The organism is Dankookia sp. P2 (genome assembly GCF_050632255.1).
GTDB lineage: Bacteria > Pseudomonadota > Alphaproteobacteria > Acetobacterales > Acetobacteraceae > Paracraurococcus.
This window is the reverse complement of sequence record NZ_CP192581.1, coordinates 3936502-3959835: the sequence shown is the minus strand read 5'-3', so window position 1 is coordinate 3959835 and position 23334 is coordinate 3936502. Positions and strand designations below refer to the sequence as shown.

At 70.4% G+C, this 23334-nt stretch carries 29 protein-coding genes and 2 pseudogenes; 20 read left to right on the top strand and 11 right to left on the bottom strand.

What is annotated here, in order from left to right; all coding sequences use genetic code 11:
• The first annotated feature begins 40 nt into the window (after positions 1 to 40).
• From ACQ86J_RS23315 to cynS, 7 genes are all read left to right on the top strand, one after another.
• Complete coding sequence (locus tag ACQ86J_RS23315) at positions 41 to 403, top strand: acyl-CoA thioesterase (protein ID WP_431267404.1); 363 nt, start codon at positions 41 to 43, stop codon at positions 401 to 403.
• A complete protein-coding gene (locus ACQ86J_RS23310) occupies positions 403 to 726 on the top strand; it encodes a Bug family tripartite tricarboxylate transporter substrate binding protein (RefSeq protein WP_431267403.1) in 324 nt (107 codons plus the stop codon). Before ACQ86J_RS23315 ends, ACQ86J_RS23310 begins: the two co-directional genes overlap by 1 nt.
• 31 nt (positions 727 to 757) lie before the next feature.
• The gene (locus ACQ86J_RS23305) at positions 758 to 1360 is read left to right on the top strand and encodes a Bug family tripartite tricarboxylate transporter substrate binding protein (protein ID WP_431267402.1); all 603 of its coding nucleotides are present in this window, start codon (positions 758 to 760) and stop codon (positions 1358 to 1360) included.
• A 140-nt stretch (positions 1361 to 1500) separates the two neighbouring features.
• Positions 1501 to 2862, top strand: coding sequence for a CmpA/NrtA family ABC transporter substrate-binding protein (locus ACQ86J_RS23300; RefSeq protein WP_431267401.1), 1362 nt, complete (start codon positions 1501 to 1503; stop codon positions 2860 to 2862).
• 4 nt (positions 2863 to 2866) lie between these two features.
• The gene (gene ntrB, locus ACQ86J_RS23295; protein WP_431267400.1) at positions 2867 to 3715 is read left to right on the top strand and encodes a nitrate ABC transporter permease; all 849 of its coding nucleotides are present in this window, start codon (positions 2867 to 2869) and stop codon (positions 3713 to 3715) included.
• Complete coding sequence (locus ACQ86J_RS23290) at positions 3712 to 4569, top strand: ABC transporter ATP-binding protein (RefSeq protein ID WP_431267399.1); 858 nt, start codon at positions 3712 to 3714, stop codon at positions 4567 to 4569. Before ntrB ends, ACQ86J_RS23290 begins: the two co-directional genes overlap by 4 nt.
• Positions 4566 to 5012 (top strand): cyanase, encoded by a 447-nt coding sequence (gene cynS, locus ACQ86J_RS23285; protein WP_431267398.1) that lies wholly within the window; start codon positions 4566 to 4568, stop codon positions 5010 to 5012. The genes ACQ86J_RS23290 and cynS overlap by 4 nt, the downstream gene beginning before the upstream one ends.
• A 38-nt stretch (positions 5013 to 5050) precedes the next feature.
• Here cynS and ACQ86J_RS23280 read toward each other — a convergent pair whose 3' ends face one another.
• The 10 genes and pseudogenes from ACQ86J_RS23280 to ACQ86J_RS23235 all read right to left on the bottom strand — a co-directional run bounded on the left by ACQ86J_RS23280 (position 5051) and on the right by ACQ86J_RS23235 (position 10379).
• Positions 5051 to 5605: a HupE/UreJ family protein gene (locus ACQ86J_RS23280; RefSeq protein ID WP_431267397.1), complete on the bottom strand. Its 555-nt coding sequence runs from the start codon at positions 5603 to 5605 to the stop codon at positions 5051 to 5053.
• Positions 5602 to 6213: an urease accessory protein UreG gene (ureG, locus tag ACQ86J_RS23275; RefSeq protein ID WP_431267396.1), complete on the bottom strand. Its 612-nt coding sequence runs from the start codon at positions 6211 to 6213 to the stop codon at positions 5602 to 5604. Before ureG ends, ACQ86J_RS23280 begins: the two co-directional genes overlap by 4 nt.
• Positions 6210 to 6962, bottom strand: a complete 753-nt coding sequence (locus ACQ86J_RS23270; RefSeq protein ID WP_431267395.1) for an urease accessory protein UreF — start codon at positions 6960 to 6962, stop codon at positions 6210 to 6212. Before ACQ86J_RS23270 ends, ureG begins: the two co-directional genes overlap by 4 nt.
• The gene (locus ACQ86J_RS23265) at positions 6886 to 7398 is read right to left on the bottom strand and encodes an urease accessory protein UreE (protein ID WP_431267394.1); all 513 of its coding nucleotides are present in this window, start codon (positions 7396 to 7398) and stop codon (positions 6886 to 6888) included. The genes ACQ86J_RS23270 and ACQ86J_RS23265 overlap by 77 nt, the downstream gene beginning before the upstream one ends.
• On the bottom strand, positions 7398 to 7808 hold the full coding sequence (locus tag ACQ86J_RS23260) for a hypothetical protein (RefSeq protein WP_431272738.1): 411 nt from the start codon (positions 7806 to 7808) through the stop codon (positions 7398 to 7400). The genes ACQ86J_RS23265 and ACQ86J_RS23260 overlap by 1 nt, the downstream gene beginning before the upstream one ends.
• A gap of 3 nt (positions 7809 to 7811) precedes the next feature.
• Positions 7812 to 7982 (bottom strand): annotated as a pseudogene (locus ACQ86J_RS23255) (amidohydrolase family protein); the annotation flags it as partial.
• Between the two features lie 2 nt (positions 7983 to 7984).
• Positions 7985 to 9073, bottom strand: a pseudogene (locus ACQ86J_RS23250) (urease subunit alpha); the annotation flags it as partial.
• A gap of 35 nt (positions 9074 to 9108) precedes the next feature.
• A complete protein-coding gene (locus ACQ86J_RS23245; RefSeq protein WP_431267393.1) occupies positions 9109 to 9414 on the bottom strand; it encodes an urease subunit beta in 306 nt (101 codons plus the stop codon).
• Positions 9411 to 9713: an urease subunit gamma gene (locus ACQ86J_RS23240; protein WP_431267392.1), complete on the bottom strand. Its 303-nt coding sequence runs from the start codon at positions 9711 to 9713 to the stop codon at positions 9411 to 9413. Before ACQ86J_RS23240 ends, ACQ86J_RS23245 begins: the two co-directional genes overlap by 4 nt.
• A 42-nt stretch (positions 9714 to 9755) precedes the next feature.
• Entirely contained in the window at positions 9756 to 10379 is a 624-nt protein-coding gene (locus ACQ86J_RS23235) for an urease accessory protein UreD (RefSeq protein WP_431267391.1), read from the bottom strand.
• 392 nt (positions 10380 to 10771) lie between these two features.
• Between ACQ86J_RS23235 and ACQ86J_RS23230 the strand changes: the two genes are divergently transcribed.
• From ACQ86J_RS23230 to ACQ86J_RS23205, 6 genes are all read left to right on the top strand, one after another.
• A complete protein-coding gene (locus ACQ86J_RS23230) occupies positions 10772 to 12217 on the top strand; it encodes an ATP-binding cassette domain-containing protein (protein WP_431267390.1) in 1446 nt (481 codons plus the stop codon).
• Positions 12145 to 12909: an extracellular solute-binding protein gene (locus ACQ86J_RS23225; RefSeq protein ID WP_431267389.1), complete on the top strand. Its 765-nt coding sequence runs from the start codon at positions 12145 to 12147 to the stop codon at positions 12907 to 12909. The genes ACQ86J_RS23230 and ACQ86J_RS23225 overlap by 73 nt, the downstream gene beginning before the upstream one ends.
• 93 nt (positions 12910 to 13002) lie before the next feature.
• Positions 13003 to 14607 carry an ABC transporter permease subunit gene (locus tag ACQ86J_RS23220; protein ID WP_431267388.1) on the top strand — a complete coding sequence of 535 codons (1605 nt, stop codon included), beginning with the start codon at positions 13003 to 13005 and terminating at the stop codon, positions 14605 to 14607.
• 1 nt (position 14608) lies between these two features.
• A complete protein-coding gene (locus ACQ86J_RS23215) occupies positions 14609 to 15097 on the top strand; it encodes an ureidoglycolate lyase (RefSeq protein WP_431267387.1) in 489 nt (162 codons plus the stop codon).
• Complete coding sequence (locus tag ACQ86J_RS23210; protein WP_431267386.1) at positions 15082 to 16005, top strand: allantoinase PuuE; 924 nt, start codon at positions 15082 to 15084, stop codon at positions 16003 to 16005. Before ACQ86J_RS23215 ends, ACQ86J_RS23210 begins: the two co-directional genes overlap by 16 nt.
• Positions 16006 to 16089: 84 nt before the next feature.
• Positions 16090 to 16920 (top strand): peptidase, encoded by an 831-nt coding sequence (locus ACQ86J_RS23205; protein ID WP_431267385.1) that lies wholly within the window; start codon positions 16090 to 16092, stop codon positions 16918 to 16920.
• Positions 16921 to 17063: 143 nt separating this feature from the next.
• Here the strand turns inward: ACQ86J_RS23205 and ACQ86J_RS23200 are convergent, their stop codons facing one another.
• Positions 17064 to 18104 carry a TauD/TfdA family dioxygenase gene (locus ACQ86J_RS23200; RefSeq protein ID WP_431267384.1) on the bottom strand — a complete coding sequence of 347 codons (1041 nt, stop codon included), beginning with the start codon at positions 18102 to 18104 and terminating at the stop codon, positions 17064 to 17066.
• A gap of 149 nt (positions 18105 to 18253) precedes the next feature.
• On the opposite strand from ACQ86J_RS23200, the gene ACQ86J_RS23195 reads away from it, so the two are divergent.
• The 7 genes from ACQ86J_RS23195 (at position 18254) to ACQ86J_RS23165 (ending at position 23330) form a co-directional block, all read left to right on the top strand.
• Complete coding sequence (locus ACQ86J_RS23195) at positions 18254 to 19168, top strand: calcium-binding protein (RefSeq protein WP_431267383.1); 915 nt, start codon at positions 18254 to 18256, stop codon at positions 19166 to 19168.
• A 42-nt stretch (positions 19169 to 19210) separates the two neighbouring features.
• Entirely contained in the window at positions 19211 to 19768 is a 558-nt protein-coding gene (locus ACQ86J_RS23190; RefSeq protein WP_431267382.1) for a histidine phosphatase family protein, read from the top strand.
• Between the two features lie 278 nt (positions 19769 to 20046).
• Positions 20047 to 20814, top strand: coding sequence for a lipid-binding SYLF domain-containing protein (locus tag ACQ86J_RS23185; RefSeq protein ID WP_431267381.1), 768 nt, complete (start codon positions 20047 to 20049; stop codon positions 20812 to 20814).
• Positions 20814 to 21503, top strand: coding sequence for a lipid-binding SYLF domain-containing protein (locus tag ACQ86J_RS23180; protein WP_431267380.1), 690 nt, complete (start codon positions 20814 to 20816; stop codon positions 21501 to 21503). Before ACQ86J_RS23185 ends, ACQ86J_RS23180 begins: the two co-directional genes overlap by 1 nt.
• A gap of 50 nt (positions 21504 to 21553) precedes the next feature.
• Positions 21554 to 22069, top strand: coding sequence for a YcgN family cysteine cluster protein (locus ACQ86J_RS23175; RefSeq protein WP_431267379.1), 516 nt, complete (start codon positions 21554 to 21556; stop codon positions 22067 to 22069).
• The gene (locus ACQ86J_RS23170; RefSeq protein ID WP_431267378.1) at positions 22066 to 23004 is read left to right on the top strand and encodes a dihydrodipicolinate synthase family protein; all 939 of its coding nucleotides are present in this window, start codon (positions 22066 to 22068) and stop codon (positions 23002 to 23004) included. Before ACQ86J_RS23175 ends, ACQ86J_RS23170 begins: the two co-directional genes overlap by 4 nt.
• A complete protein-coding gene (locus ACQ86J_RS23165; protein WP_431267377.1) occupies positions 23001 to 23330 on the top strand; it encodes a cupin domain-containing protein in 330 nt (109 codons plus the stop codon). The genes ACQ86J_RS23170 and ACQ86J_RS23165 overlap by 4 nt, the downstream gene beginning before the upstream one ends.
• Positions 23331 to 23334 lie beyond the last annotated feature (4 nt).

The following is a 23334-nucleotide window of genomic DNA, read 5'->3' as shown; positions in this document are numbered from 1 at the left end:
CTTCTGGACGGAGGAGAAGCTCCGGCTCGCCGATACCGACATGAACGGCCACATCAACAACGGCGCCATCGGCACCTTCTGCGAGGCCGGCCGCGCCGAGATCATGCAGGCCGTCGCCGGCCCGCCGGAGACGCGCGCGGTCGGCATGGCGGTCGCCCGCGTCGAAATCGACTACCTCCGGGAGATCCACTACCCCGGCCGGGTGCGCATCGGCACCTGCGTGGCGCGGGTCGGCCGCAGCAGCATCACGGTGGAACAGGCGCTGTTCCAGGGCGAGACCTGCTTCGCCACTTCCCGCGGCGTCATGGTGATGCTGGACCGCGAGACACGGCGGCCTGCGGAGATGCCGGAAGCGCTGCGCGCGGGTTTCGCGGCGCTGGCACCGGCGGGAGAAGCGTCCTGATGCGCCGCCGCCCGCTGCTCGCCGCACTCGGCATCGGTCTCGTGGCCCCGGCCCTGGCGCAGGAGGCCTGGCCCGCCCGCCCGGTCCGCATCATCGTCCCCTTCCCGCCCGGCGGTACGGTCGACATCCTCGGCCGGCTCACCGCGTCCTGGCTGCAGGAAGCGACGGGCCAGTCCTTCATTGTCGAGAACCGCTCCGGCGCCGGCGGCAACATCGGCGCGACGGCGGTCGCCCGGGCCCAGCCGGATGGCTATGCGCTGCTGATGGGATCGCCCGGAACCCAGGCAATCAACGCGCATCTCTATCCGAGATCCCGGCTATGACGGCATCGCCGACTTCGCGCCGATCTCCCTGGTGGCGGAACTGCCGAACCTGCTGGCGGCGCATCCTTCGCTGGGGGTGCGCGACGTGCCCGGGCTGATCGCGTTGTCGAAGACCCAGCGCTTGGCCTATGGCGAGACCAGCATCGGCGGCAGCACCCACCTGACCGCCGAGCTCTTCCGCCTGCAGGCGGGGATCGAGGGAGAGCACGTCACCTATCGTGGCAGCGCGCCGATGCTGGGCGACCTGCTGCCGGGGCGGATCGCCTGGGGCGTCGACAACCTGCCCTCCATCCTGCCGCATATCCGCGCGGGGTCGCTCACCGCAATCGGCGTCTCCTCCCGCACGCGGTGGTCCGGCGCGCCGGAGATCCCGGCGATCGCCGAAAGCCTGCCGGGCTACGAGGTCACCGCCTGGTTCGGCCTGCTGGCGCCGAGGGGCACGCCGGAGCCGGTCGTCGGCGCCTGCAACGCGGCGCTGGTGCGGATGCTCGGTACCCCGGCGGCGGCCAGGCGGCTGGCGGAGCTGGGCGCGACGCCGATCCCCGGCACGCCGGAGGTCTATCGCGCGCATATCCTGGCCGAGCACGTAAAATGGGGCGGGGTGATCCGGCAGGCAGGGATCAAGCTGGAATAGCTGCCCGTTTCGCGGGCAGGGCTGGGCGCGGCGCAGGCAGTGCGACGCATTATCCTGGCGGGGTGGTCGGATGTTAGGCTGGCAGCCCCTGGCACGGCCGTTGCCAAGTGGTTCCGGCTCGCCTGCCGGGAGGAACCGCCGTGCCACGCCTCTTCGCCGATCCGCTCGATGCTTCCGCACGCCTCGGCGCCTGCGCCTGCGGCCAGGACCATGCTGGCCTGGCCTGCGCGGCGGCGGCGCCCGCCGATGGCACGGGGGCCTATGGCGAAGCGGCGGAGCAGGCGGTCTTCCGCGCCGTCTTCCCGGACGACGCGACCCGCCGCGGCCTGCTGGTACGCTTCGGCAGCGCCGCGGTCGCCGGTGCGCTCGGCGCCTTCTTCCCGCTCGGCCACGCGCGCGAGGCCCTGGCCCAGGCGACCGGCACGCCGGAGAAAAAGGACCTGAAGATCGGCTTCATCCCGATCACCTGCGCCACGCCGATCATCATGGCGCATCCGATGGGCTTTTATCAGCGCCACGGGCTGAACGTGGAAGTCATCCGCACCGCCGGCTGGGCCGTCATCCGCGACAAGTCCATCGCCCGCGAATACGACGCCGCCCACATGCTCTCGCCGATGCCGCTGGCCATGTCGCTCGGCGTCGGCGTCGCCGCGCCGATTCCCTGGGCGGTGGCGGCGATCGAAAATACCAACGGCCAGGCCATCACCCTTGCGACCAAGCACAAGGACCGGCGAGACCCGAAGCAATGGAAGGGCTTCCGCTTCGCCGTGCCCTTCGACTTCTCGATGCACAACTACCTGCTGCGCCACTACCTGGCGGAGCACGGCATCGACCCGGACAAGGATGTGCAGATCCGCTCCGTCCCGCCGCCGGAGATGGTCGCCAACCTGCGCGCCGACAATATCGACGGCTTCCTCGGCCCCGACCCCTTCAACCAGCGCGCAGTCTTCGACGGCGTCGGCTTCATCCATCTCCTGACGAAGGAGCTCTGGGACGGCCACCCCTGCTGCGCCTTCGCCGTGCCGCGCAGCATGATCACCGAAACGCCGAACACCTTCGGCGCCCTGCTGCGCGCCATCGTCGAGGCGACGGCGCATGCCGCCAAGCCGGAGAACCGCAAGGAGGTGGCGGCCGCGATCAGCGCGCAGAACTACCTGAACCAGCCGGAGACGGTGGTGGCGCAGGTGTTGACCGGCACCTTCGCGGACGGGCTCGGCGCGGTGCAGCGGGTACCCAACCGCATCGGCTTCGACCCTTTCCCCTGGCAGTCCATGGCGGTCTGGATCCTGACCCAGATGCGCCGCTGGGGGCAGGTGAAGGCCGAGCTCGACTATGCCCAGGTGGCCAGCCAGGTCTTCCTCACCCTCGATGCCGGCAGGGCGATGCGGGAGATGGGGCTTGCGGTGCCGCCGAGCGCGACGCGGACCGAGACCATCATGGGCCGGAGCTTCGACCCGGCGAACCCGGCCGGCTGGGCCGACCGCGCGATCCGCGGCGCCTGACATCATGGCACGCGCGGTACCCGCCTGGCGGTCGGCCCTGCTCTCCTGCGTCCTGCTGGCGCTGTTCCTTGGCGGCTGGGAGCTCGCCTCGGGCAGCGGCGCCGGCGGCGGCCCTGCGGTCGATCCCGAATATGCCGCGCTACTCGGCCAGGCGGCGGCGAGCGGCGGGCAGACGCCCTTCCCGAAACCCTCCGAGATCGGCCTCCGGCTCTGGGAACTGCTGCGCGACCCTTTCTACGTGCGGGGAACCAACGACCAGGGCATCGGCGTGCAGATCGCGTATTCGCTGCTGCGGGTCGCCGCGGGCTTCGGCCTGGCGACGCTGGTCGCCATCCCGCTCGGCTTCCTCATCGGCATGTCGCCGCTGCTCTCGGCCGCGCTGAACCCCTTCATCCAGGTGCTGCGGCCGGTGTCGCCGCTGGCCTGGATGCCGCTGGCGCTCTTCACCATCAAGGACAGCGCGATTTCGGCCATCTTCGTCATCTTCATCTGCTCGCTCTGGCCGATGCTGCTGAACACGGCCTTCGGAGTCGGTGACGTGCGGCGGGAATGGCTGAACGTGGCGCGGACGCTGGAAGCCGGCACCTGGAAGACCGCCTTCCGCGTGATCCTGCCGGCCGCCGCGCCGACCATCCTGACGGGGATGCGCATCTCGATCGGCATCGCCTGGCTGGTGATCGTGGCGGCGGAGATGCTGGTCGGCGGCACCGGCATCGGCTACTGGGTCTGGAACCAGTGGAACAACCTGTCGCTGGCCGACATCGTCATCGCCATCCTGCTGATTGGCGTAGTCGGCCTGCTGCTGGACCGCGCGCTCGGCGCGGCGGCGCGCATGGTGGCTTGGCAGGAATGATGCACCCCTACGTCTCGGTCGAGGGCGTGACTTGCGCCTATCCCGGCCATGTCGTCTTCCGCGATCTCTGGTTCGGGGTGAACCGCGGCGAATTCGTCTGCCTCGTCGGGCATTCCGGCTGCGGCAAGACCACCGTGCTGAACATCCTCGCCGGGCTCGACGCGCCGAATGCCGGCGCCGTCATCGTGGATGGCCAGGCGATCGACGGGCCTTCGCTCGATCGCGCGGTGATCTTCCAGGGCCATGCGCTGATGCCCTGGATGACGGCCGAGGCGAACGTTGCCTTCGCGCTGTCCTGCCGGCACCGCGACTGGGGCCGCGCCCGGCTGCGCGAGGCGGCGCGCGAGGCGCTTGCGAAGGTGGGACTTGCCGAGGCCGCGCAGCGCAAGCCATCCATGCTCTCGGGCGGCATGAAGCAGCGTGTCGGCATCGCCCGGGCGCTGGCGCTGCAGCCGAAGATGCTGCTGATGGACGAACCCTTCAGCGCGCTGGATGCGCTGACCCGCGGCGCCCTGCAGGACGAGGTGGCGCGGCTGGTGGCCGAGGCAAGGCAAACCGCCTTCATGATTACCCACGACGTGGACGAGGCCATTCTACTGGCCGACCGCATCCTGCTGATGACCAATGGCCCCGACGCGCGCTGCGCCGAGGTGGTGCTGAACACCCTGCCGAAGCCGCGCAATCGCGCCAGCCTGCACAGGCTGCCGGGCTACCACGCGCTGCGCGATCACATCCTGGAATTCCTGCTGACCCGCAGCCGGACTCTGGCCGGCACGCGGCCCGCGGACTGGAATCCGAAGGCGCCACCGGAAGTGCGGCCGGCGCTGCTGACGCGAGAGGAGATGCCTGCATGAACGACGCCAAGACCGAGCTCGGCCACAAGATCCTGAAGATCAAGAAGCAAAAGGGCCTGAAATGGGCCGACATCGCCGCCCGCATCACCATGAGCCCGGTCTGGACCTGCGCGCTCTGCATGGGGCAGATGAGCGCGGAGCCGCAGCATGCGCGCGGCATCGCCGAGATCCTCGGCCTCGACGAGGAGGAGGAGGCGACGCTCTGCGAGATCCCCTATCGCGGCGCCCAGCCGATGCCGCCAACCGACCCGCTGATCTACCGCTTCTACGAGCTGGTGCTGGTCTACGGCACGTCCTGGAAGGAGATGATCCAGGAGGAATTCGGCGACGGCATCATGTCCGCCATCGACTACGACATGTTGCTGGAGCGGCTGCCCGATCAGAAGGGCGACCGGGTGAAGATCACGATGACCGGAAAATTCCTCAGCTATAAGCGGTACTGATACAATGGGGCGGCGCGTGGCGCGCCGCCCTGCCGCGATCAGAGCAGCGCCAGCGCCAGGCCGGCCATCGCGGTGGCGCCGCCCGCGAGCTGCGCCGCGCGGCGGGCCCGGGGCGCGGCCGTATTGCCAAGCGCCAAACCGGCGCCATGCAGCACCGCGGTGCCGCCGACCGCGCCCAGCAGCGCCATGCCGCCGAGCTTCGCCCCATGGGCGGCGCCGTGCAGCAGGCCGAAGGCCCCAACCAGCGCCATGCCGAGGCCCAGCGGGAGCCGCACTGCGAGCGCCGCCAGGGCGCCGAGCACGATGACGGAGGCGAGAATGCCGGCCTCGATGCCGGGGAAGGCCAGGCCCGCGAATCCGAGCGCGCCGCCGAGCGCCATGGCGCCAAGGAAGGACCCCGGCAGCGCGAACCGCGCCGCGCCGCCGGACAGCCCGGCCCAGAGCCCGACCATCACCATGGCCAGCAGGTGGTCCGCCCCGCTGAACGGGTGCAGGAAGCCCGCCATAAACCCGTGATGCAGCCCGTCGCCGACATGGGCCAGGGCCGGCGCCGGCAGCAGAAGCGCCGCGGCGAGGAGTGCGAGCGCGTTCATGCCGCGATGCCGCCCTGCTGCAGAATGAAGTCCGCTATGTCCGCCACGCCCTTGTTCTCCTTCAGGTTGGTAAAGATGAAGGGCCGCTGCCCGCGCATCCGTCGCGCGTCGCGATCCATCACCGAAAGATCGGCGCCTACCAGCGGCGCGAGGTCGATCTTGTTGATCACCAGCATGTCGCTGCGGGTGATGCCCGGCCCACCCTTGCGGGGAATCTTGTCGCCGGCGCTAACATCGATGACGTAGATCGTCAGATCGGCCAGCTCCGGGCTGAAGGTGGCCGCCAGATTGTCCCCGCCGCTCTCGATGAACAACACCTCCAGCGTCGGGAAGGCCAGCACCATGTCGTGCACGGCAGCGAGGTTGATCGAGGCATCCTCGCGGATCGCGGTATGCGGGCAGCCGCCGGTCTCGACGCCGGCGATGCGCGCGGGGTCCAGCGCCCCGGCGCGCGTCAGGAATTCAGCATCTTCCTTGGTGTAGATATCGTTGGTGATGACCGCAATGTCGTGCGTGTCCCGCAGGTGCCGGCAGAGCCTTTCGGTCAGCGCAGTCTTGCCGGAGCCGACGGGGCCGCCGATGCCGACGCGGAATGGCGCGTTCCTCATGATCTGAAAAGCCTCGTGTACTGGGTTTCGTGCCGCATCGAGAGCAGGTCGAGCATCGGCGCGGCGGTGCCGAGCGTGTCGAGATCGGCGGCGAGCGCCGCATCCGCCGCAGCCTCCACCACCGGGTGCAGCGCGGCGGTGGCAACCTGGCCATCCGTCTGGCCGAGCGGCACCAGCCGCACCCCGGCCGAGACCAGGTTGGCGGCGAAGGCGGTGAGCCAGCCCGCGAGTGCCGGGCGCAGCGGGATGCCATGAAAGCCGGAGGCCGCGCCGAAGGCCACCGGATGCGCCAGCGCCCGCGGATGCCGCGCGGCGAAGGCGGCGAAGCCCGCCTCCGGCCAAGCGGATTGAGTCACGCCGGTGAAGGCGGTGCCCTGCGCCATGCTCTCGAGCGCCGTCTCCGCCGTGCCGCGCCAAGCGGCGGCGAGGATTGCCACCTCGTCAAGCGCCACGTCGTCACCGGCGTCCGCGGCGCGCCAGGCACCGGCCAGCAGCGCGCCGTCGACCCGGCCGGCGCCGGCACGCAGCACCGTGGCGATGTAGTCGACCAGGGCCGCGCGGGTGGTGACGCTGCCGTCCTCCACCGCCGTCTCCAGGCCGTGGCTATAGGTATAGGCGCCGACCGGATACGCCGGCGACAGCCAGGTCAGCAGCCGGTAGAGCCCGCCGGCCTCAGTGATGGTGATGCTGGCCGTTGCCATGGTCATGACCGTGATGGTGATGGCCGGGCTGGCGATTCTGCTCGCCATAGGCGCCGCCTTCCGGGTTGAAGGGCGCATCCACCTTCCGCACCTCCGCCCCGAGGCCCTGCAGCATGGCGACGATGACATGGTCGTCGCGGATCAGCAGCCGCTCGGCCTGGATCTCGGTCGGCAGGTGCCGGTTGCCAAGATGCCAGGCGAGCCGCATCAGCAGCGCGGGGGTCGGCGCGCACACCTCGACCAGCGGCTCGGGCGCCGCGCGCACCAGGATAACGCCGCCCTGCTCCAGCAGCAGCCCGTCACCGTCACGCAGTGGCACCGCCTCCTCAAGGTCGAGCAGGAAGGCGAAGCCGCTCTCGGCGACGTAGCGTCGCCGCCTACGGAAACGGTCGTCGAAGTCGAGCGTGACGGTGTGCTTCGCGGTGCGCTCCACCCAGCCGCCCTTCGGCAGCACCTGGGTCGCGCGGGGCAGGATCTCGCTCATCAGAACAGGAAGTACCTCTGGGCCATGGGCAATACCTTGGCGGGTTCGCAGACCAGCAGCTCGCCATCGGCGCGGACCTCGTAGGTCTCGGGGTCCACCTCGATCCGCGGCAGGGCGTCGTTCAGCACCATGTCGCGCTTGCCGATGCCGCCGCGGCAGTTCTCCACCGCCAGCAGTGTCTTCTGCAGGCCGAGCCGGTCGCCGATGCCGTGGCCGAGCGCTGCCTTGGAGACGAAGGTTACGCTGCTGGCCTGCAGGGCGCGGCCGTAATTGGCGAACATCGGCCGGTAGTGAACCGGCTGCGGCGTCGGGATGGAGGCATTGGGATCGCCCATCGGCGCCATGGCGATCGAGCCGCATTTCAGCACCATGTCCGGCTTCACGCCGAAGAAGGCCGGCGACCACAGCACCAGGTCGGCCAGCTTGCCGACCTCGACGCTACCGACATGGGCGCTGATGCCTTGGCTGATTGCCGGGTTGATCGTGTACTTGGCGATATAGCGACGGGCGCGGAGGTTGTCGTTCTCCCCACCTCGCCCGGCAGCCGGCCGCGTTGCCGCTTCATCTTGTGTGCGGTCTGCCAGGTCCGGATGACGACCTCGCCGACACGGCCCATGGCCTGGCTGTCGGAGGACATCATGCTGATGGCGCCGATGTCGTGCAGGATGTCCTCGGCGGCGATGGTCTCCTTGCGGATGCGGCTCTCGGCGAAGGCCACGTCCTCCGGAATGCGGGGGTCGAGGTGGTGGCAGACCATCAGCATGTCGAGATGCTCGTCCACGGTGTTCACCGTGTAAGGCATGGTCGGGTTGGTGGAGGAGGGCAGGAAATCCGGCTCGCCCACCACGCGCAGGATGTCCGGCGCATGGCCGCCGCCCGCACCTTCCGTATGGAAGGCCTGGATGGTGCGGCCGGCAATCGCGGCGATGGTGCTCTCGACGAAGCCGCTCTCGTTCAGCGTGTCGGTATGGATCGCCACCTGCACGTCGAGCGCATCGGCGACGCTCAGGCAGGTATCGATCGCCTTCGGCGTAGTGCCCCAGTCTTCGTGCAGCTTCAGCCCGCAGGCGCCGGCCAGCACCACCTCCTCGATCCCCGCCGGCCGGGCTACGTTGCCCTTGCCGAGGAAGCCGAGATTGACCGGCAGGCCTTCCGCCGCCAGCAGCATGCGCGCCATGTGCCAGGGCCCGGGCGTCACGGTGGTGGCCAGCGTGCCATGCGCCGGGCCGGTACCGCCGCCAAACATCGTCGTCACGCCGGCGGCCAGCGCCTCGTCCACCTGCTGCGGGCAGATGAAGTGGATATGCACGTCGAGCCCGCCGGCGGTCAGGATGCGTCCCTCCCCGGCGATGACCTCGGTCCCCGGGCCGATGACGATGGTAACGCCCGGCTGGGTATCCGGATTGCCTGCCTTGCCGATGCCGGCGATGCGGCCGTCCCGCAGGCCGACATCGGCCTTCACGATACCCCAGTGGTCGAGGATCAGCGCATTGGTGATGACGGTATCGACCGCGCCTGCGGCGCGCGTGACCTGCGACTGGCCCATGCCGTCGCGGATGACCTTGCCGCCGCCGAACTTCACCTCCTCCCCATAGGTGGTGAAGTCCCGCTCGACCTCGATGATCAGGTCGGTATCGGCGAGACGCACGCGGTCGCCGGTGGTCGGACCATACATGCCGGCATAGGCGGCGCGGGAAATCCGTGCGGGCATCAGACCTGACCTTCCGTCTCGCCGCGGAAGCCGTGCACGATCCGCGCGCCGGCATAGGAGATGAGCCGCACCTTGCGGGTCTGCCCCGGCTCGAACCGCACGGCGGTGCCGGCGGCGATATCGAGCCGGCGGCCACGCGCCGCGGCGCGGTCGAAGGCCAGCGCCGGGTTGGTCTCGGCGAAGTGGTAGTGGCTGCCGACCTGGATCGGCCGGTCGCCGGTATTGCCAACCTCGATCTCGACGCTGTCGGCGCCAGCGTTCAGCTCGATCTCACCGGCCGCCGGGAACACCTCGCCCGGGATCATCGGATCGGCTCGTGCACGGTCACGAGCTTGGTGCCGTCGGGGAAAGTCGCCTCCACCTGGATCTCGTGCACCATCTCCGGGATGCCCTCCATCACCTGGTCCCGCGTCAGCACCGTGGCACCATCGCGCATCAGCGCCGCCACACTGCGGCCGTCGCGCGCGCCTTCCACCACGTAGTCGGTGATCAGGGCGACGGCCTCCGGGTAGTTCAGCTTCACGCCGCGTTCCAGCCGCCGCCGCGCCACCTGCGCGGCCATGGCGATCAGCAGCTTGTCCTTTTCGCGGGGTGTCAGGTTCATGGCAGTCCCAGCCTTCGTCGGCCAATCATGCGGCGCGTCATGTCAGGTCGTCCAGAGCCGCGGCAGCCGTGCCGGCAAGCCGAGTTGCGCGGCGCGCAGCGTGACGATGGCCTCCCCCACCGCCTCCCGGACCGCCGCGGCCCGGCCCATCCAGCGCGCCAGCAGCAGGCCGGGGCGGGGGATGGTGGCGGCGCCCGGCGCGCGTTCAGGCAGGCTGCGCAGCAGGTCGCGCCCTGCCGTGGCATCGCCGCCGGCCAGCAGCAGCGTCCCCAGTGCTTCGGCACCGGCGAAGCCGAATGGGTTCAGCAGCGGCGCGGCCAGGTCACCTTCGAGCGCCAGCGCATCGGCCCAGAGCAAACCCTGCGCCCCATGCAGCCGCCAGCGGTCGCGGATCAGGCCTCGGCTCATCGTTTCGCCCCGCGCGGCGCGGCCGAAGACCAGCGTCTCGGCTGCCAGCAGCAGCGCATCGGGGCCGAGTTCCGCCCGCATGCCGCGCAGGAAACGGGCGCCGTCGAACAGGATAGTCTCCTGCGGGATCCATTCCAGCACTGCGCCCGGCTCGAGCACGATGCGGGTTTCCACCCGCGTCTCCGGCCCCAGGCTGCGATAAACCTTCTCCGCGGCGGCGGTGGACAATGTCGCCTGAGCACCCGCCTCCAGCCGCACCGACTGCCGCAGCGCATCGCCCCCGCCAAGCCGCCGGCGCAGTTCAGCAGGGCGGCGGTCGGCGGCTCGCCCGGCTCCGGGGTCGGAAACAGGATACGCAGCGGCGATTGCTGGTAGAGGTCGCGCAGCACGGTCCCGCGTTCGGCCCGTCCGAAGACGAGGTTGAAGGCGCCGTCGGCACGTTGGTGACGGCTCGGGAAGGGCGGCGTGTCGCGCGGCATCGCCCCAACCATGGCATGCGGCGCAATCCGGCGGAACCACCCTGCCGGATGGCGCATCTGCGTGCAGACTGCCGCGGAAATGCTCAGCCACGTCGCGCCGGGGCGCTCAAGATGCCAATCCAGGCCATGGCATGCCGGTTGCCTAGTGCCGTGACCGAACGGGAGACGCGCTTGCAGATCCGCCCAGCACCACCGGCCGCGACCGAGGCCGCCTCGCTGCACGGCCACACGCTCGACGTGCTGGATCTCAGCGTGCGCTATGGCACCTTCACCGCGCTCGACGACGTGGATCTCTCCGTGCGGGCGGGGGAAGTGTTGGCACTGCTCGGCCCGTCCGGCTGCGGCAAGACCACGCTGCTGCGGACAATCGCGGGCTTCGTCCGGCAGACCACTGGGCGGGTGCTGATTGACGGCGCGGGAATCGACGACCTGCCGCCCAACCGCCGCCGTGTCGGCATCGTCTTCCAGAACTACGCGCTGTTCCCGCACATGTCGGTCGCGGAGAACGTCGCCTATGGCCTGAAGGCGCGCCGCGAAGTTGCGCCGCGCATCGCCGCGCGGGTGGCGGAGCTGCTGGAGATGGTGCAGCTCGGCCCGATGCGGGACCGGCGGCCGGCGCAGCTTTCGGGCGGGCAGCAGCAGCGCGTGGCGCTGGCCCGGGCGCTGGCGATCGAGCCCTCGATCCTGCTGCTCGATGAGCCCTTCGCCGCGCTCGACCGCTCGCTCCGGCTCGACATGCAGATCGAGATCAAGCGGCTGCAGCGGCAATCAGGTCTCACCGCCATCCTCGTCACCCACGACCAGGACGAGGCGATGAGCGTCGCCGACCGCATCGCCGTCATGCGGCGCGGCAGGATCGAGCAGCTCGGCGCCCCGGTCGAGGTCTACGACCGGCCGGCCACGCTGTTCGTCGCCGGCTTCATCGGCACCACCAACCGACTGCCCTGCACGATCGACGGCACCGCCACGTTGCGACTGGCGGACGGGACGTCGCTGCCCGTGGCGGCCGGGGCGCTGCCGCGCGGGCCGGCGCTGCTGACCGTTCGGCCCGAACAGCTCGAGCTGCGCGACGAAGCCGGCCCGGGCTGCTTTCCGGTCGAGCTCGGCCTCGCTTTGCCGCTCGGTGGCCAGACGGTGCGGGAGGCACGGCTGGCCGACGGCACCCGATCCGCCTCACCGAACCGCGGCTCGGCGCGATCCGCGACCTCGGCGCACGGGCGTTCTGCGGCCTCGCCCCAGGTGCCCGCCCGGCGCTGTTTCCCCGCCCGACCCCCGAGGAGGAATAACGATGTCCCTGCACCTCAGCCGCCGCGCCTGCTGGCCGGCACCGCGGCCTTGGCCGCCCCGCTCGTGGCGCGCGCGCAGAAGCCCGGCAGCGTTACCGCCGCCATCTATCCCGGCGCCTGGGAAGAAGCCTTCCGCGACCTGGTCGCGCCGGCGCTGATGAAGTCGCACAGGATCGAGCTGGAGATGCAGGCGCTGTTCGCGGTGGACCAGGTGGCGAAGTCGCCGCCAGCCGCGGCGCCCCGCCCTTCGACTGCTTCGTGCTCGACCCCGGCCCGCGCGCCACCGCGCTGGAGCGCGGGATGTTCGAGAAGTTCGATGCCTCGAAGCTGACAAGCCGCGCCGCCATCCCGGCGGCGCTGGTGGACGAATGGGGCGTCGGCTGCAACGCGCAGGTGGTGGGCATCGCCTACAACCCGAAGAAGCTGCCGAAGCCGAAGGGCTATGCCGACCTGTTCAAGGAGCCCTGGGTGTCGCGGCTCGGCCTGACCGGCTTCGGCACCACCTTCGGCACCGTCAGCCTGATCGAGATCGCCAAGATCTTCGGCGGCAGCGAGACCAATATCGACCCGGCGCTCGCCGAGCTGAAGAAGGTGCTGCCCAAGGTCGCCGCGGTCAGCAGCCCGGCGGCGCTGCCCGGCCTGTTCCAGCAGGGCCAGTGCGACGTCACCTATACCAATACCCAGACGGTGACGACGCTGAAGGACCGCGGCGTCGACATCGAATTCGCGGTGCCGGAGACGGGGGCGACGACCTTCCTCACCACCCTGCACATCGCCAAGGGCTGCGAGAACCTGGACGCGGCCTACAAGTACATCGACACCGTGGTGAGCAAGGGGGTGCAGGACGCGCTGCAGAAGCCGCCCTACAACTTCATCCCGGTGAACAAGGAGGTGGCGCTCGGCAAGGACCTGCCGATGCGGAGCCTCGACGAGATGTCCAAATTCGTCACGCATGACTGGTCGAAGATCAACCCGTTGCGCGGTCAGTGGATCGACCGCTTCAACCGCGAGATGGCGAAGTGAGCAGCGCGGCGGCCCTGCCGGCGCCGCGCGCCCGCGGGGCCGCCGCGCCGGCGCTTTCGCCCTGGGGCCTCGCCGCCCCGCTCGGCCTCGCCTATGCCGCCTTCTTCCGCCGCGCCGCTCTTCATGCTCTTCGCCGTCTCCTTCTACGCGGACGAGCAGATGACCCGCTTCGGGCTCGACCAGTGGCGGCGCTTCCTGTTCGACGGCTTCCACTGGAAGGTCATCGCCGACACGCTGCTGCTGGGGCTGAAGGCGGTCGGCGCCACGGTGCTGCTCGGCTTCCCGCTGGCGCTGGTCTATCGCGCGGCCTCGCCGCGCTGGCAGCGGGTGCTGCTGTTTGTCGTGATCATGCCGCTGCTGACCAGCGTCGTCGTCCGCACCTTCGCCTGGATCGTCATCCTTGGCCGCGAGGGAGTGGTGAACCAGTTGGTGCTCGGGCTCGGCCTCGCGTCCGAGCCGCTGCGGCTGCTGCAGACCGAGCTCGGCCTCGTCATCTCGCTGACCCAGATCGAGATGCCCTTGCTGCTGCTGCCGCTGCTCTCGGTCATGTCGCGGATCGACCCGAACCTGATGGATGCCTCCGCCTCGCTCGGCGCCTCCCCCTGGCGGACGCTGTTCCGGGTGATCCTGCCGCTGGCCGCGCCCGGCCTCGCCGCCGGCTGCCTGCTGGTCTTCGCCTCGGCCACCACCGCCTTCATCAGCCAGTCGGTGATCGGTGGCGGGCGGCTGGTCTACCTGCCCTCGATGATCTGGCAGCAGGCGATGATCGCGGCGCATTGGCCCTTCGCCGCGACGGCGGCCATCGCCCTGCTGGTCTCGGTCTCTGCCGTCGTCGCCGTCATTGCCTACTGCCGGAAGGGTCGCGGGGGCGGGTGCATGGCTAGGCGGCGCAGCGCGAGCGAGCTGTCCTACGGCCTGGTCATCGGCAGCCTGGCGGCGATCGCCCTGGTGGTGCTGGTCGGGCCGATCCTCATTGTGCTGGCGACCAGCTTCACGGACAGCCGCTCCATCCGCTTCCCGCCGCAGGGCTTCTCCTTCCGCTGGTACGAGCTGCTGCTAGACGAGGTGCGGTCGCGGCAGATTCACCGTGCCGTCGGCAATACCCTGCATGTCGCGGTCGTCGCCGCGGGACTTGCCACGCTCGGGGGCACCGCGGCGGCGCTCGGCATCTCCCGCGTCGCGGGGAAGGCGGGACGGCTGGCGGATGCGCTCTTCATGTCGCCGCTGGTGCTGCCCGGCCTCGCCTTCGGCCTGGCGGCGCTGATGTACTTTACCCTGCTGGGCTTCCGCCCCTCGCTCGAGCTCATCATCGCCGGCCACCTGGTGGTGGTGACGCCCTTCGTGCTGCGGACGGTCGGCGCCTCGCTCTCGCAGCTCGACCCGGCGCTGCTCGATGCCTCGCGCAGCCTCGGTGCCGGGCCGGTCCATACCTTCCGCCGGGTCACCCTGCCGCTGATCGCCCCGGGGATCGCCGCCGGGGCCTTCCTCGCCTTCATGGCCTCGGTGGACAATGTGCCGGTCTCCCTCTTCCTCTCCTCGGCGCGGACGGACATGCTGCCGATCCGGATGTGGGGCATGATGGAGAGCACGCTCGACGTCCGGGTGGCCGCCGTCTCCGGCACGCTCATTCTGGTGGCCTTCCTGCTCATGCTGGTGATGGAGCGTCTCACCGGCCTCACGCGCCGCATGCGGGGATGACATGTACCTGAAAGCCGAACCGCTGACCTCCGCCGCCTTCCTGCCCTATGGCGAGGTCATCGAATGCCCGGCCCTGCCCGGCCGCACCTATTTCGAGGACGCGCTGGCGAACCTGCGGCCCAGGGCGCGCGGCAGCATCTCCCTCACAGTCAAGCCGCCGCTGACGGCGCTGCCGCTGCGCTCGACCACGATGGAGCGGCACAGGTCCTCCTCGCAGTCCTTCGTGCCGCAGGAATCCGGCCGCTGGCTGGCGATCGTCGCGCCGCATGCCGCGGGTGGGGGACCGGACATGGCGCGGGCCCGGGCCTTCCTCTGCCGTCCCGACCAGGGCGTGACCTACGGCGCCGATGTCTGGCACCATCCCTTCACCGTGCTGGACCGGGAGGCGCGCTTCGTCATTTTCATGTGGCGCGACGGCACGCGGGGGGACGAGGAGTTCGTCGAGGTCCCCAGAATTCAGCGTGGAGGTTCCCGATGCCGTATGAGGTGAAGCGGGACTTCCGCGGCTACGGTGCCAACCCGCCCGACCCGCGCTGGCCGGGCGGCGCGCGCCTCGCGGTCAACTTCGTCATCAACTACGAGGAAGGCTCGGAGCCATCCTTTGCTTTGGGGGATGGCGTCACCGAGACCGGGCTGACCGAATCGCACGGGCTGAACCAGCTGAAGTCCGGCCGCGACCTGGCCGCCGAGGGGATGTTCGAATACGGCTCCCGCGTTGGCTTCTGGCGGCTGCACCGGCTCTTCCAGGAGCGCGGCCTGCCGCTCACCATCTTCGGCTGCGCCCTGGCACTGGAAGCCAACCCGGAAGCCGCCGCGGCGATCCGCGCCGCCGGCTACGACATCTGCTCGCATGGCTGGCGCTGGGTGAAGCATTTCGAACTGTCCGAGGCGGAGGAGCGCGAGCACATCGCCCGCGCCGTTGCCAGCATCGAGCGCACCATCGGCCGCAAGCCGGAAGGCTGGTACTGCCGCTACGGGCCCAGCGAGAACACCCGCCGCCTGGTCATGGAACACGGCGGCTTCCTTTACGACAGCGACTATTACGGGGACGAGCTGCCCTTCTGGCTGACGGTGGACGGCAAGCCGCAGCTCGTCGTGCCCTATTCGCTGGTGAACAACGACGGCAAGTATGCGGGCTGGATGGGCACCGCCGACCAGTGGTTCTCCTTCATCCGCGACGCCTTCGACATGCTGTATGCCGAGGGCGCGACGCAGCCGAAGATGATGTCGGTCGGGCTGCACATGCGCCTCATCGGCCACCCCGCCCGCGCCGCCGGGCTGCAGCGGCTGCTGGACTACATGATGCAGCGGAAGGATGTCTGGATCACCCGCCGCGTCGACATCGCTAGGCACTGGGTGGCGACGCATCCCTATCCCGGTAAGGGATTGAACGAGTAGCGCCATGGCTTGCCCCGGGCGCCCGCAGGCCGCATCGTTGCGTCATTGAGCCGAGGCCGCGTCATGCCAGGAGAAACCCTGCGGGTGGCCCTCGGGCCACAGCGCTACCGTGTCGAGCGGCCCTGGGGCGACCTGCCCGAAGGTGCGGGGCGCATCACCGACATTGCCTGCGACGCCGCCGGCCGGGTCTATGTCCAGTTCCGCACGGATCCTTCGATGGATCCGCCCTTCCCCGGCATCGTCGTGCTCTCGCCGGACGGCACTCGCCTCGCCGCCTGGGGTGAATCGGTGGCGGACGGGCACATGGCCAATGTCCACCCGGACGGGCGGGTCTTCGTCGTCGACCGCGACGCGCACGAGGTGACGATCTTCACCTCGGACGGGCTACGGTTGGGCGCGCTCGGCCGGCGGCACGCACCGGGGAACCCTTCAACGCTCCCTGCGACATCGCCTTCGCGCCGGACGGCACGATCTACGTCGCCGATGGCTATGGCAATCTCGCTGGTGCACCGCTTCGGCGCGCGGGGCGAATACCTGGATGCCTTTGGCGGCCCCGGCCGCCGCGGCGGCGAGTTCAGCACCCCGCATTCGGTCTGGGTGCTGCCGGACGGCCGCGTGCTGGTGGCGGACCGCGAGAACAACCGGGTGCAGGTTTTCACGGCGGAGGGCAGGCATCTTCGCGACATCCTCGACCTGCACAAGCCGATGGACGTGCATGGCGGGCCGGAGGGTAGCTTCTACGTGACCGATCAGGTGCCGCGGCTGTCCTGGTTCGACGGCAACGGCAGGCTGCTCGGCCGCTGCCGCCCGGTGCTGAACGGCGCGCATGGCATGTGGCGTGATGTGCGGAGCGGCGTGATCTACCTGGCGGAGCAGGTGCCGAGCCGGGTCACGCGGCTGGTGCCAGTGGAGTAAGGCAGGCCCCGGGGGAGAACGATTCTCCCCAAGCCCTCCTCGTCGATTTTTGGGAGTCTGACACCCTCCGCGTGACGAGTGCAGACACTCAAAAGGGAAAGGCTGGGTTTGGGGAGGGGATACCTGTTCCCTCCCCAACCTTCCTAAGCCGCGAGCGCGCTCCGCCCCGGCACCGCGCCGCCGCGCAGCGCGCCGGCCCGCACGTCGCCCCATTGCCCCGCATGCCCGGCCGGCAGCGCCCTGCTCAGCGGGCTGGCCAGCCAGATGCGCAGCAGGTTGCGCCGGCCGCCCGCGCCATCCGCATAGGCCGTGCGGCCGTGATAGGTGACGTGCTGGTTCATCAGCTGGATCTGGCCCGGTGCGAAGGGCATCTCGATGCACAGCTCCTCGGCCACCGCCGCCAGCATGTCCATCGCCGCCACCTGCTGCGCGGTCAGCGGCGGCACGCCAGGCTGGCCTTGCGCGAGTTCCACATAGGTGCGGCTGTACTGGCTGGTGAAGTCGCCGCCCGGGCCACGGGCGAAGACCGGCATGGGGAAGGGGCGCGCGGCCATCCCCTCGCCCTCCTCGTCGGCCGGGCGGGCGCGCCAGAAATCCTCGTAGAGCACCGCCAGCAGCTCGGGGCAGCGCGCGGCCATCGCATCCTGGATCGCCACGGTCGAGACGATGCGGGAGACGCCGCCTTCGATCCCGTTCGAGGCGCAGAGCAGGCTCAGCAGGTCGCATTTGTCGGTATGCCAGCGCAGCGGCCCGGTGGACCGGCTGCGCGCCCGCGCGGTGCCGGCGGAGACGGCGGCGCCGGTGCCGGTCTCATCCTTCACCTCGGCCAGGATCTCGCCGGTGGTGTTCTGCGGCAGCGGCGTGCCGATATGGCACATCAGCCCCCAGAAGACCCGCTTGAGGTCGGCCGCCGAATAGCGCGCCGGGTCGAGCCCGGTGAGCCGCACCAGGCCGCGCCCCTCTTCCAGCTCCCGCGCCACTGCGGCGAGGAAGCTCGCGGTCTCGGGCACCGGGAAGTGCCGCGCATCGAAGCGCGGCGGGACACGGTCGCCGAGCCCGGCCAGCGCCGCGTCGATCTCGGCGGCCGCCGATTCCGGCAGCGCCATGATCCAGGACGGGTCGCGGGCGAGGTCGGCGCCAGTCCAGGCGGCGCGGCCGCCGATGGGAGAGAGGGTTTGGGTCATGCTGCGGGCCTCCTGCGCGGGAGGCTACCGCCATCGCCGCGACCTGTCCCGCCTCCGCCGCGGATGCTCCTGGTGGCCGCAGCAACCAGCCGGCTGCGGCGTTTTCCCGGCACGGGGCAAACTGACGCTCCCGCGGGAGGCATGCGCGCATGGTCATCAGCATTGGAACCACCGGCGCCGAGACGCTGCAGGGTGGCGCCGGCGCCGATATCGTCCTTGGCCTCGGCGGCGACGACCTGCTGCTCGGCCGGGACGGGAACGACGTCATCATCGCCGGCAAGGGCAATGACACCATCGCCGGCGACAACTACCCCATCCAGCCCTTCGACCCGGCCAACGAGCCGGGCTTCGGCCCCGGGCCGGCCGCCCAGGGCGGCACGCCGGGCAACAACCTGATCTGGGCCGGCAGCGGCGACGACAATATCTATGCCGGCTTCGGCGCCGACACCGTCCGTGGCGGCCCGGGCAATGACACGATCCGCGGATACGGCACTTTCGGCGGCAGTCCCTCCGGCAGCGGCGTCGTCAACGCGGCCGACGGGCCCGACCGGCTCTTTGGCGGCGCGGGCGACGACGTGATCTATGGTGCGGGCGGCAATGACCGGCTGAGCGGCGGCGAAGGCGCCGATACCCTCGTCGGCGGCGTCGGCGCGGATAGGCTGGTCGGCGGCCACGGGCCGGACGTGTTCCTGTTCGGCCGGTCGGTCGAGCCTTTCAGCTTCACCCTCAGCCTCGATACCGGCATCGGGCCGGGCAGGCGCGACATCGTGCTCGACTTCCATCAGGGTGAGGATCGGCTCGATCTGTCGCACTACTGGAATTTCGCTGGGCTGCCGGGAGCGGTCACGCCGGTCTTCATCGGCACCGAGCCGTTCCAGGCGATCTTCGCGCCGCAGATCCGCTACGAGATCGAGGGTGACCGCACCATCGTCCAGTTCACCGCCCCCTTGGGGAGCCCGGCGCCCGATGCCTCGCCCGAGGTTCCGGCCGGCCCTTCGGGCGAGATCGAGCTCGTGGGCATCCATTGCCTCGCCGCGACGGATTTCATCCTGACCATCGCCTGAGCGGGCCTTCCCGACCTCTGGGCCAGGCCCTAAACGAGGCGGGTGCCTGACCCCACCCGCCTCTTCCTCATCCGCCACGCACTGGTCGAGCCTTCGGCCCGCGCGACCTTCTACGGCAGCATGGATGTCGCCCTCTGCGACCTCGCGCTGCGGGACGAGGCGGCGCTGTACCGCTGGCTGGCCTTCCGCCTGCCGCGGCCGGCCGCCTGGATCTGCACCAATCTGGCCCGCACCCGGGCGACGGCCGAAGCCATCTTCGCCGCCGGCTACCCGGACCAGCCTCTGGCCACCGAGCCCGACCTGGCCGAGCAGTTCCTCGGCGAATGGCAGGGCATCCCGCATGAGGCGCTGGTCGAGCGGCTACGGCACCCGCCGCATCCCTTCTGGCCGCACGCCGCCGAGGAACAGCCGCCCGGCGGCGAGAGCTTTGCCCAGGTCCAGGTCCGGGTCGGCGCGGCGCTGGAGCAGATCGCCGATCGCCATGCCGGGCAGGATGTCGTCATCGTCGCGCATGGCGGCTCGATCCGGGCGGCGCTGGCCCATGCGCTGGGGCTGACCGGCCACCAGGCACTGGCTTTTCCATTCGCAATCTCGGCCTGACGCGGCTGGAAAAGATCGGCTCGGACTGGCGGATCTGGTCGGTGAACGAGGAACCCTGGAGCCCGCCCGACTGGGAGTGATGCCGCGGGATTGATCGCGGGCGCCGCGGCTGGCACCGAAAAGCGCAACGAATGCCGGAAGCGCGGGCATTCCGCCCTTGGACAGCCATGATCTAACCCAGTAATCTCACGGCAATCCAGGGTTTGGCAGGGGGCTTCATGCGGCATCTCATGACGCGGCGACCTTTCGCGGGTCGGATTGCGGCGCTGGGCCTCGCTTTGGCGACCCTTGCCGGTTGTTCCGGCACGCCAGGTGTGGGGGAGGAACAGGCGCTCGTCGATCGCGCCACCCTCTCGGTCCAGGAGATCCTGGGCGAGGGCAATGACAAGCTGAACGCCCAGGCCCTGCTGCGCCGGGCCCGCGCCGCCATGGTCTGCCCACGCATCTTCCGCGCCGGCTTCTTCTTCGGCGGGGAAGGCGGAGGCTGCGTGCTGCTCGGCCGCGATGCCGCGGGCTCCTGGTCCTCGCCGGCCTTCTATACGCTGGGCTCCGGCAGCTTCGGCCTGCAGGCCGGCATCCAGGACCTGCAGATCCTGATGCTGATCATGAACGACCGCGCGCTGAACGCCATGCTCGACAGCCAGATGAAGCTCGGCGCCGATGCCTCGTTGGCGGTCGCCACGCTCGGCGGTTCGGTCTCCGGCGCCACCACCGCCGCGGTCGGCGGCGACATCGTCGCCTTCGCCCGTGCGCGCGGCCTCTTCGCCGGGCTGACGCTTGAAGGCTCGCTGCTCTCGGCCCGCAGCGAGTGGAACCGCAACTATTACCGGCAGGAAGTCGGGCCGCGCGAGATCGTTGTGGCGATGCGGGCGCATAATCCGGGCGCCGACCCGCTACGCGCGGCGCTGATGCGCTTCGGCGCGGGCGGCGGCGCGGCCGCGGCGGTAGCCCCGCCCCCGGCCAGCGGCAATCCGGCCGGCTTCACCCCGGGCAATGCGCTCGGCAGCGGCCCGGTGCAGCAATCCACCCTGCCGCCGCTCCGCTGATGCGCGGCCTGCTCGCCGGCTTGGCGCTGCTGCTGGCGGCGGTGCTGCCGGCGCGGGCCGACGACCGCGGAGATGCGCAGTCCCTCGTCGACAACAGCACGCTGGCAGTGCAGGAGATGTTCACCACCGGCGAGGCTGCAGCGGTGGCCGACATGCAGCGCATGCTGCGCCGCGCCCGGGCCGTGTTGGTCTGCCCGCGCATCTTCCGCGCCGGCTTCATCCTGGGCGGCGAGGGCGGCGGCTGCGTCTTGGTGGCGCGCGACGCCGCCAACTCCTGGTCCTCCCCGGCCTTCTACGGCCTCGCCTCCGGCAGCCTCGGTCTGCAATCTGGTGTGCAGGACATGCAGGTGCTGATGCTGGTGATGTCGGATGCCGGCCTCACCGCGCTGCTGGACAGCCAGTTCAAGCTCGGCGCCGATGCTTCGGTCGCCGTCGCCACCATGGGCGCGGGTCTCGAGGGCTCGACCACCGCGGCGGGCGGCGCCGATATCCTCACCTTCGCCCGGGCGCGTGGGCTCTTCGCCGGTCTGGCGCTGGAAGGCTCCGTGCTGACCAACCGCAGCGCCTGGAACCGCGCCTATTACGGCCAGGAGGCCTCGCCGCGGCAGGTCGTCGTGGCGATGCAGGTGCACAATCCCGGCGCCGACCCGCTGCGGGCGGCGCTGATGCGCTTCGGCGCGCGGCAGTAGCCAAGCCGCCGGGAGTTCCGCCGCCCCGCCATCGGGGCTAGGCTGGGGGCGTGGCATCCCAAGACCCCTTCTGGAAGACCAAGACGCTCGAGGCGATGAGCCGGGCCGAGTGGGAATCCCTCTGCGACGGCTGCGGCCGCTGCTGCCTGCACAAGCTGCGTGACGACGAGACGGACGAGTTGGCCTTCACCAATGTCGCCTGCCGGCTGCTGACCATCGAGACCAGCCGCTGTGCCGACTACGAGAACCGCCGCCAATGGGTGCCCGATTGCGTCAAGCTGACGCCGAAGCGGCTCAAGCGGATCGACTGGCTGCCGCCGACCTGCGGCTACCGCCTGGTCGCCGAGGGCAAGGACCTCGAATGGTGGCACCCGCTGGTCTCCGGCGATCCGGAGACGGTGCACCAGGCCGGAGTCTCGGTCCGCGGCAAGGCGATCCGCGAACGCGATGCCGGCGCATTCGAGGACCACATCGTCCGCTGGCCCGGCCAGCCGCCCCGCGGCAAGCGCGCCAGGCCGCCCGCACCCCCATCGACCGACAAGCCCGAAGGACCCGAGGACCCATGAAGAACGCGCTCTTCGGCGGCGTGAACGCCGCCGTCCTGACCGCCATGAAGCCCGACCTCTCGCCCGATCCGGCGCGCATGGCGGGGCATGCCAAGTGGCTGCTGGCCAATGGCTGCAACGGGCTCGGCGTGCTCGGCACCACCGGGGAGGCCAACAGCTTCGGCCTGCATGAGCGCAAGGCGATCCTTGAGGGGCTGATCGCGCATGGCGTCCCCGCCGCCACCATGATGCCGGGGACCGGCTGCGCCAGCCTGGCCGATACGGTGGAGCTGACCCTTCACGCGAAGGCGCAGGGCTGCCGCGGCGTGCTGCTGCTGCCGCCCTTCTACTACAAGGCGCCGTCGGATGACGGGCTCTTCGCCTATTTCTCGGAGGTCATCCAGCGGGTCGGCGGCGGCATCGCCCTGTACCTGTACAACTTCCCGCAGCAATCGGCGGTCCCGTTCAGCATCGACCTGATCGGCCGGCTGCTGAAGGCCTATCCTGGCGTGGTGAAGGGCTCGAAGGACAGCAGCGGCGACTACGCCAACATGAAGGCGATGGTCGACCACTTCGCCAAGGACGGGTTCGAGGTCTATTCGGGCTCCGACGAATACCTTCAGAAGATCCTGGCGGAGGGCGGCGCCGGCTGCATCACCGCGGCCTCCAACGGCAACAGCCATTGGGGCGGCATAGTTTATGCCAAGCGCACGGGCGCCGAGGCCGACGCGGCGCAGGCCATGCTGAGCGCCACCCGGAAGGCGGCGACCTCCGTCCCGCTGATCCCCGGCCTGCGCGAGATCATCGCCCGGTCCACCGGTGACGACAACTGGCGCACCATCCGCCCGCCGCACATGAAGCTGACCGCGGCGCAGGCCGAGGCGATCTGGGCCGCCTGGGGCGCCGCCGGCGCCCTGCCCCTGCCCGGCTTCGCCGCGGCGAAGGCGGCGGAATGAGCGAGCCACCCTTCGCCGAGCCGCTGCGCTGCCGCAAGCCCGCCACCGGCACCGTCCAGCTGGACAACGAGCATGTCCGCGTCACCCGCTGGGACTTCAATCCCGGCGCGGAGACCGGCTGGCACCGGCATGGCTGGTTGTACGTGGTGGTCCCGGTGACCGACGGCACCCTGCTGCTGGAACTGCCGGGCGGCCAGACCATGACCGCCAGCCTGGCCGCGGGGGTGGCCTATTCCCGGGATGCCGGGGTGGAGCACAACGTGGTCAACGCCGGGACGGCGCCGCTCAGCTTCGTCGAGACCGAGCTGAAGGCGCTGCCGGGCTAAGCGT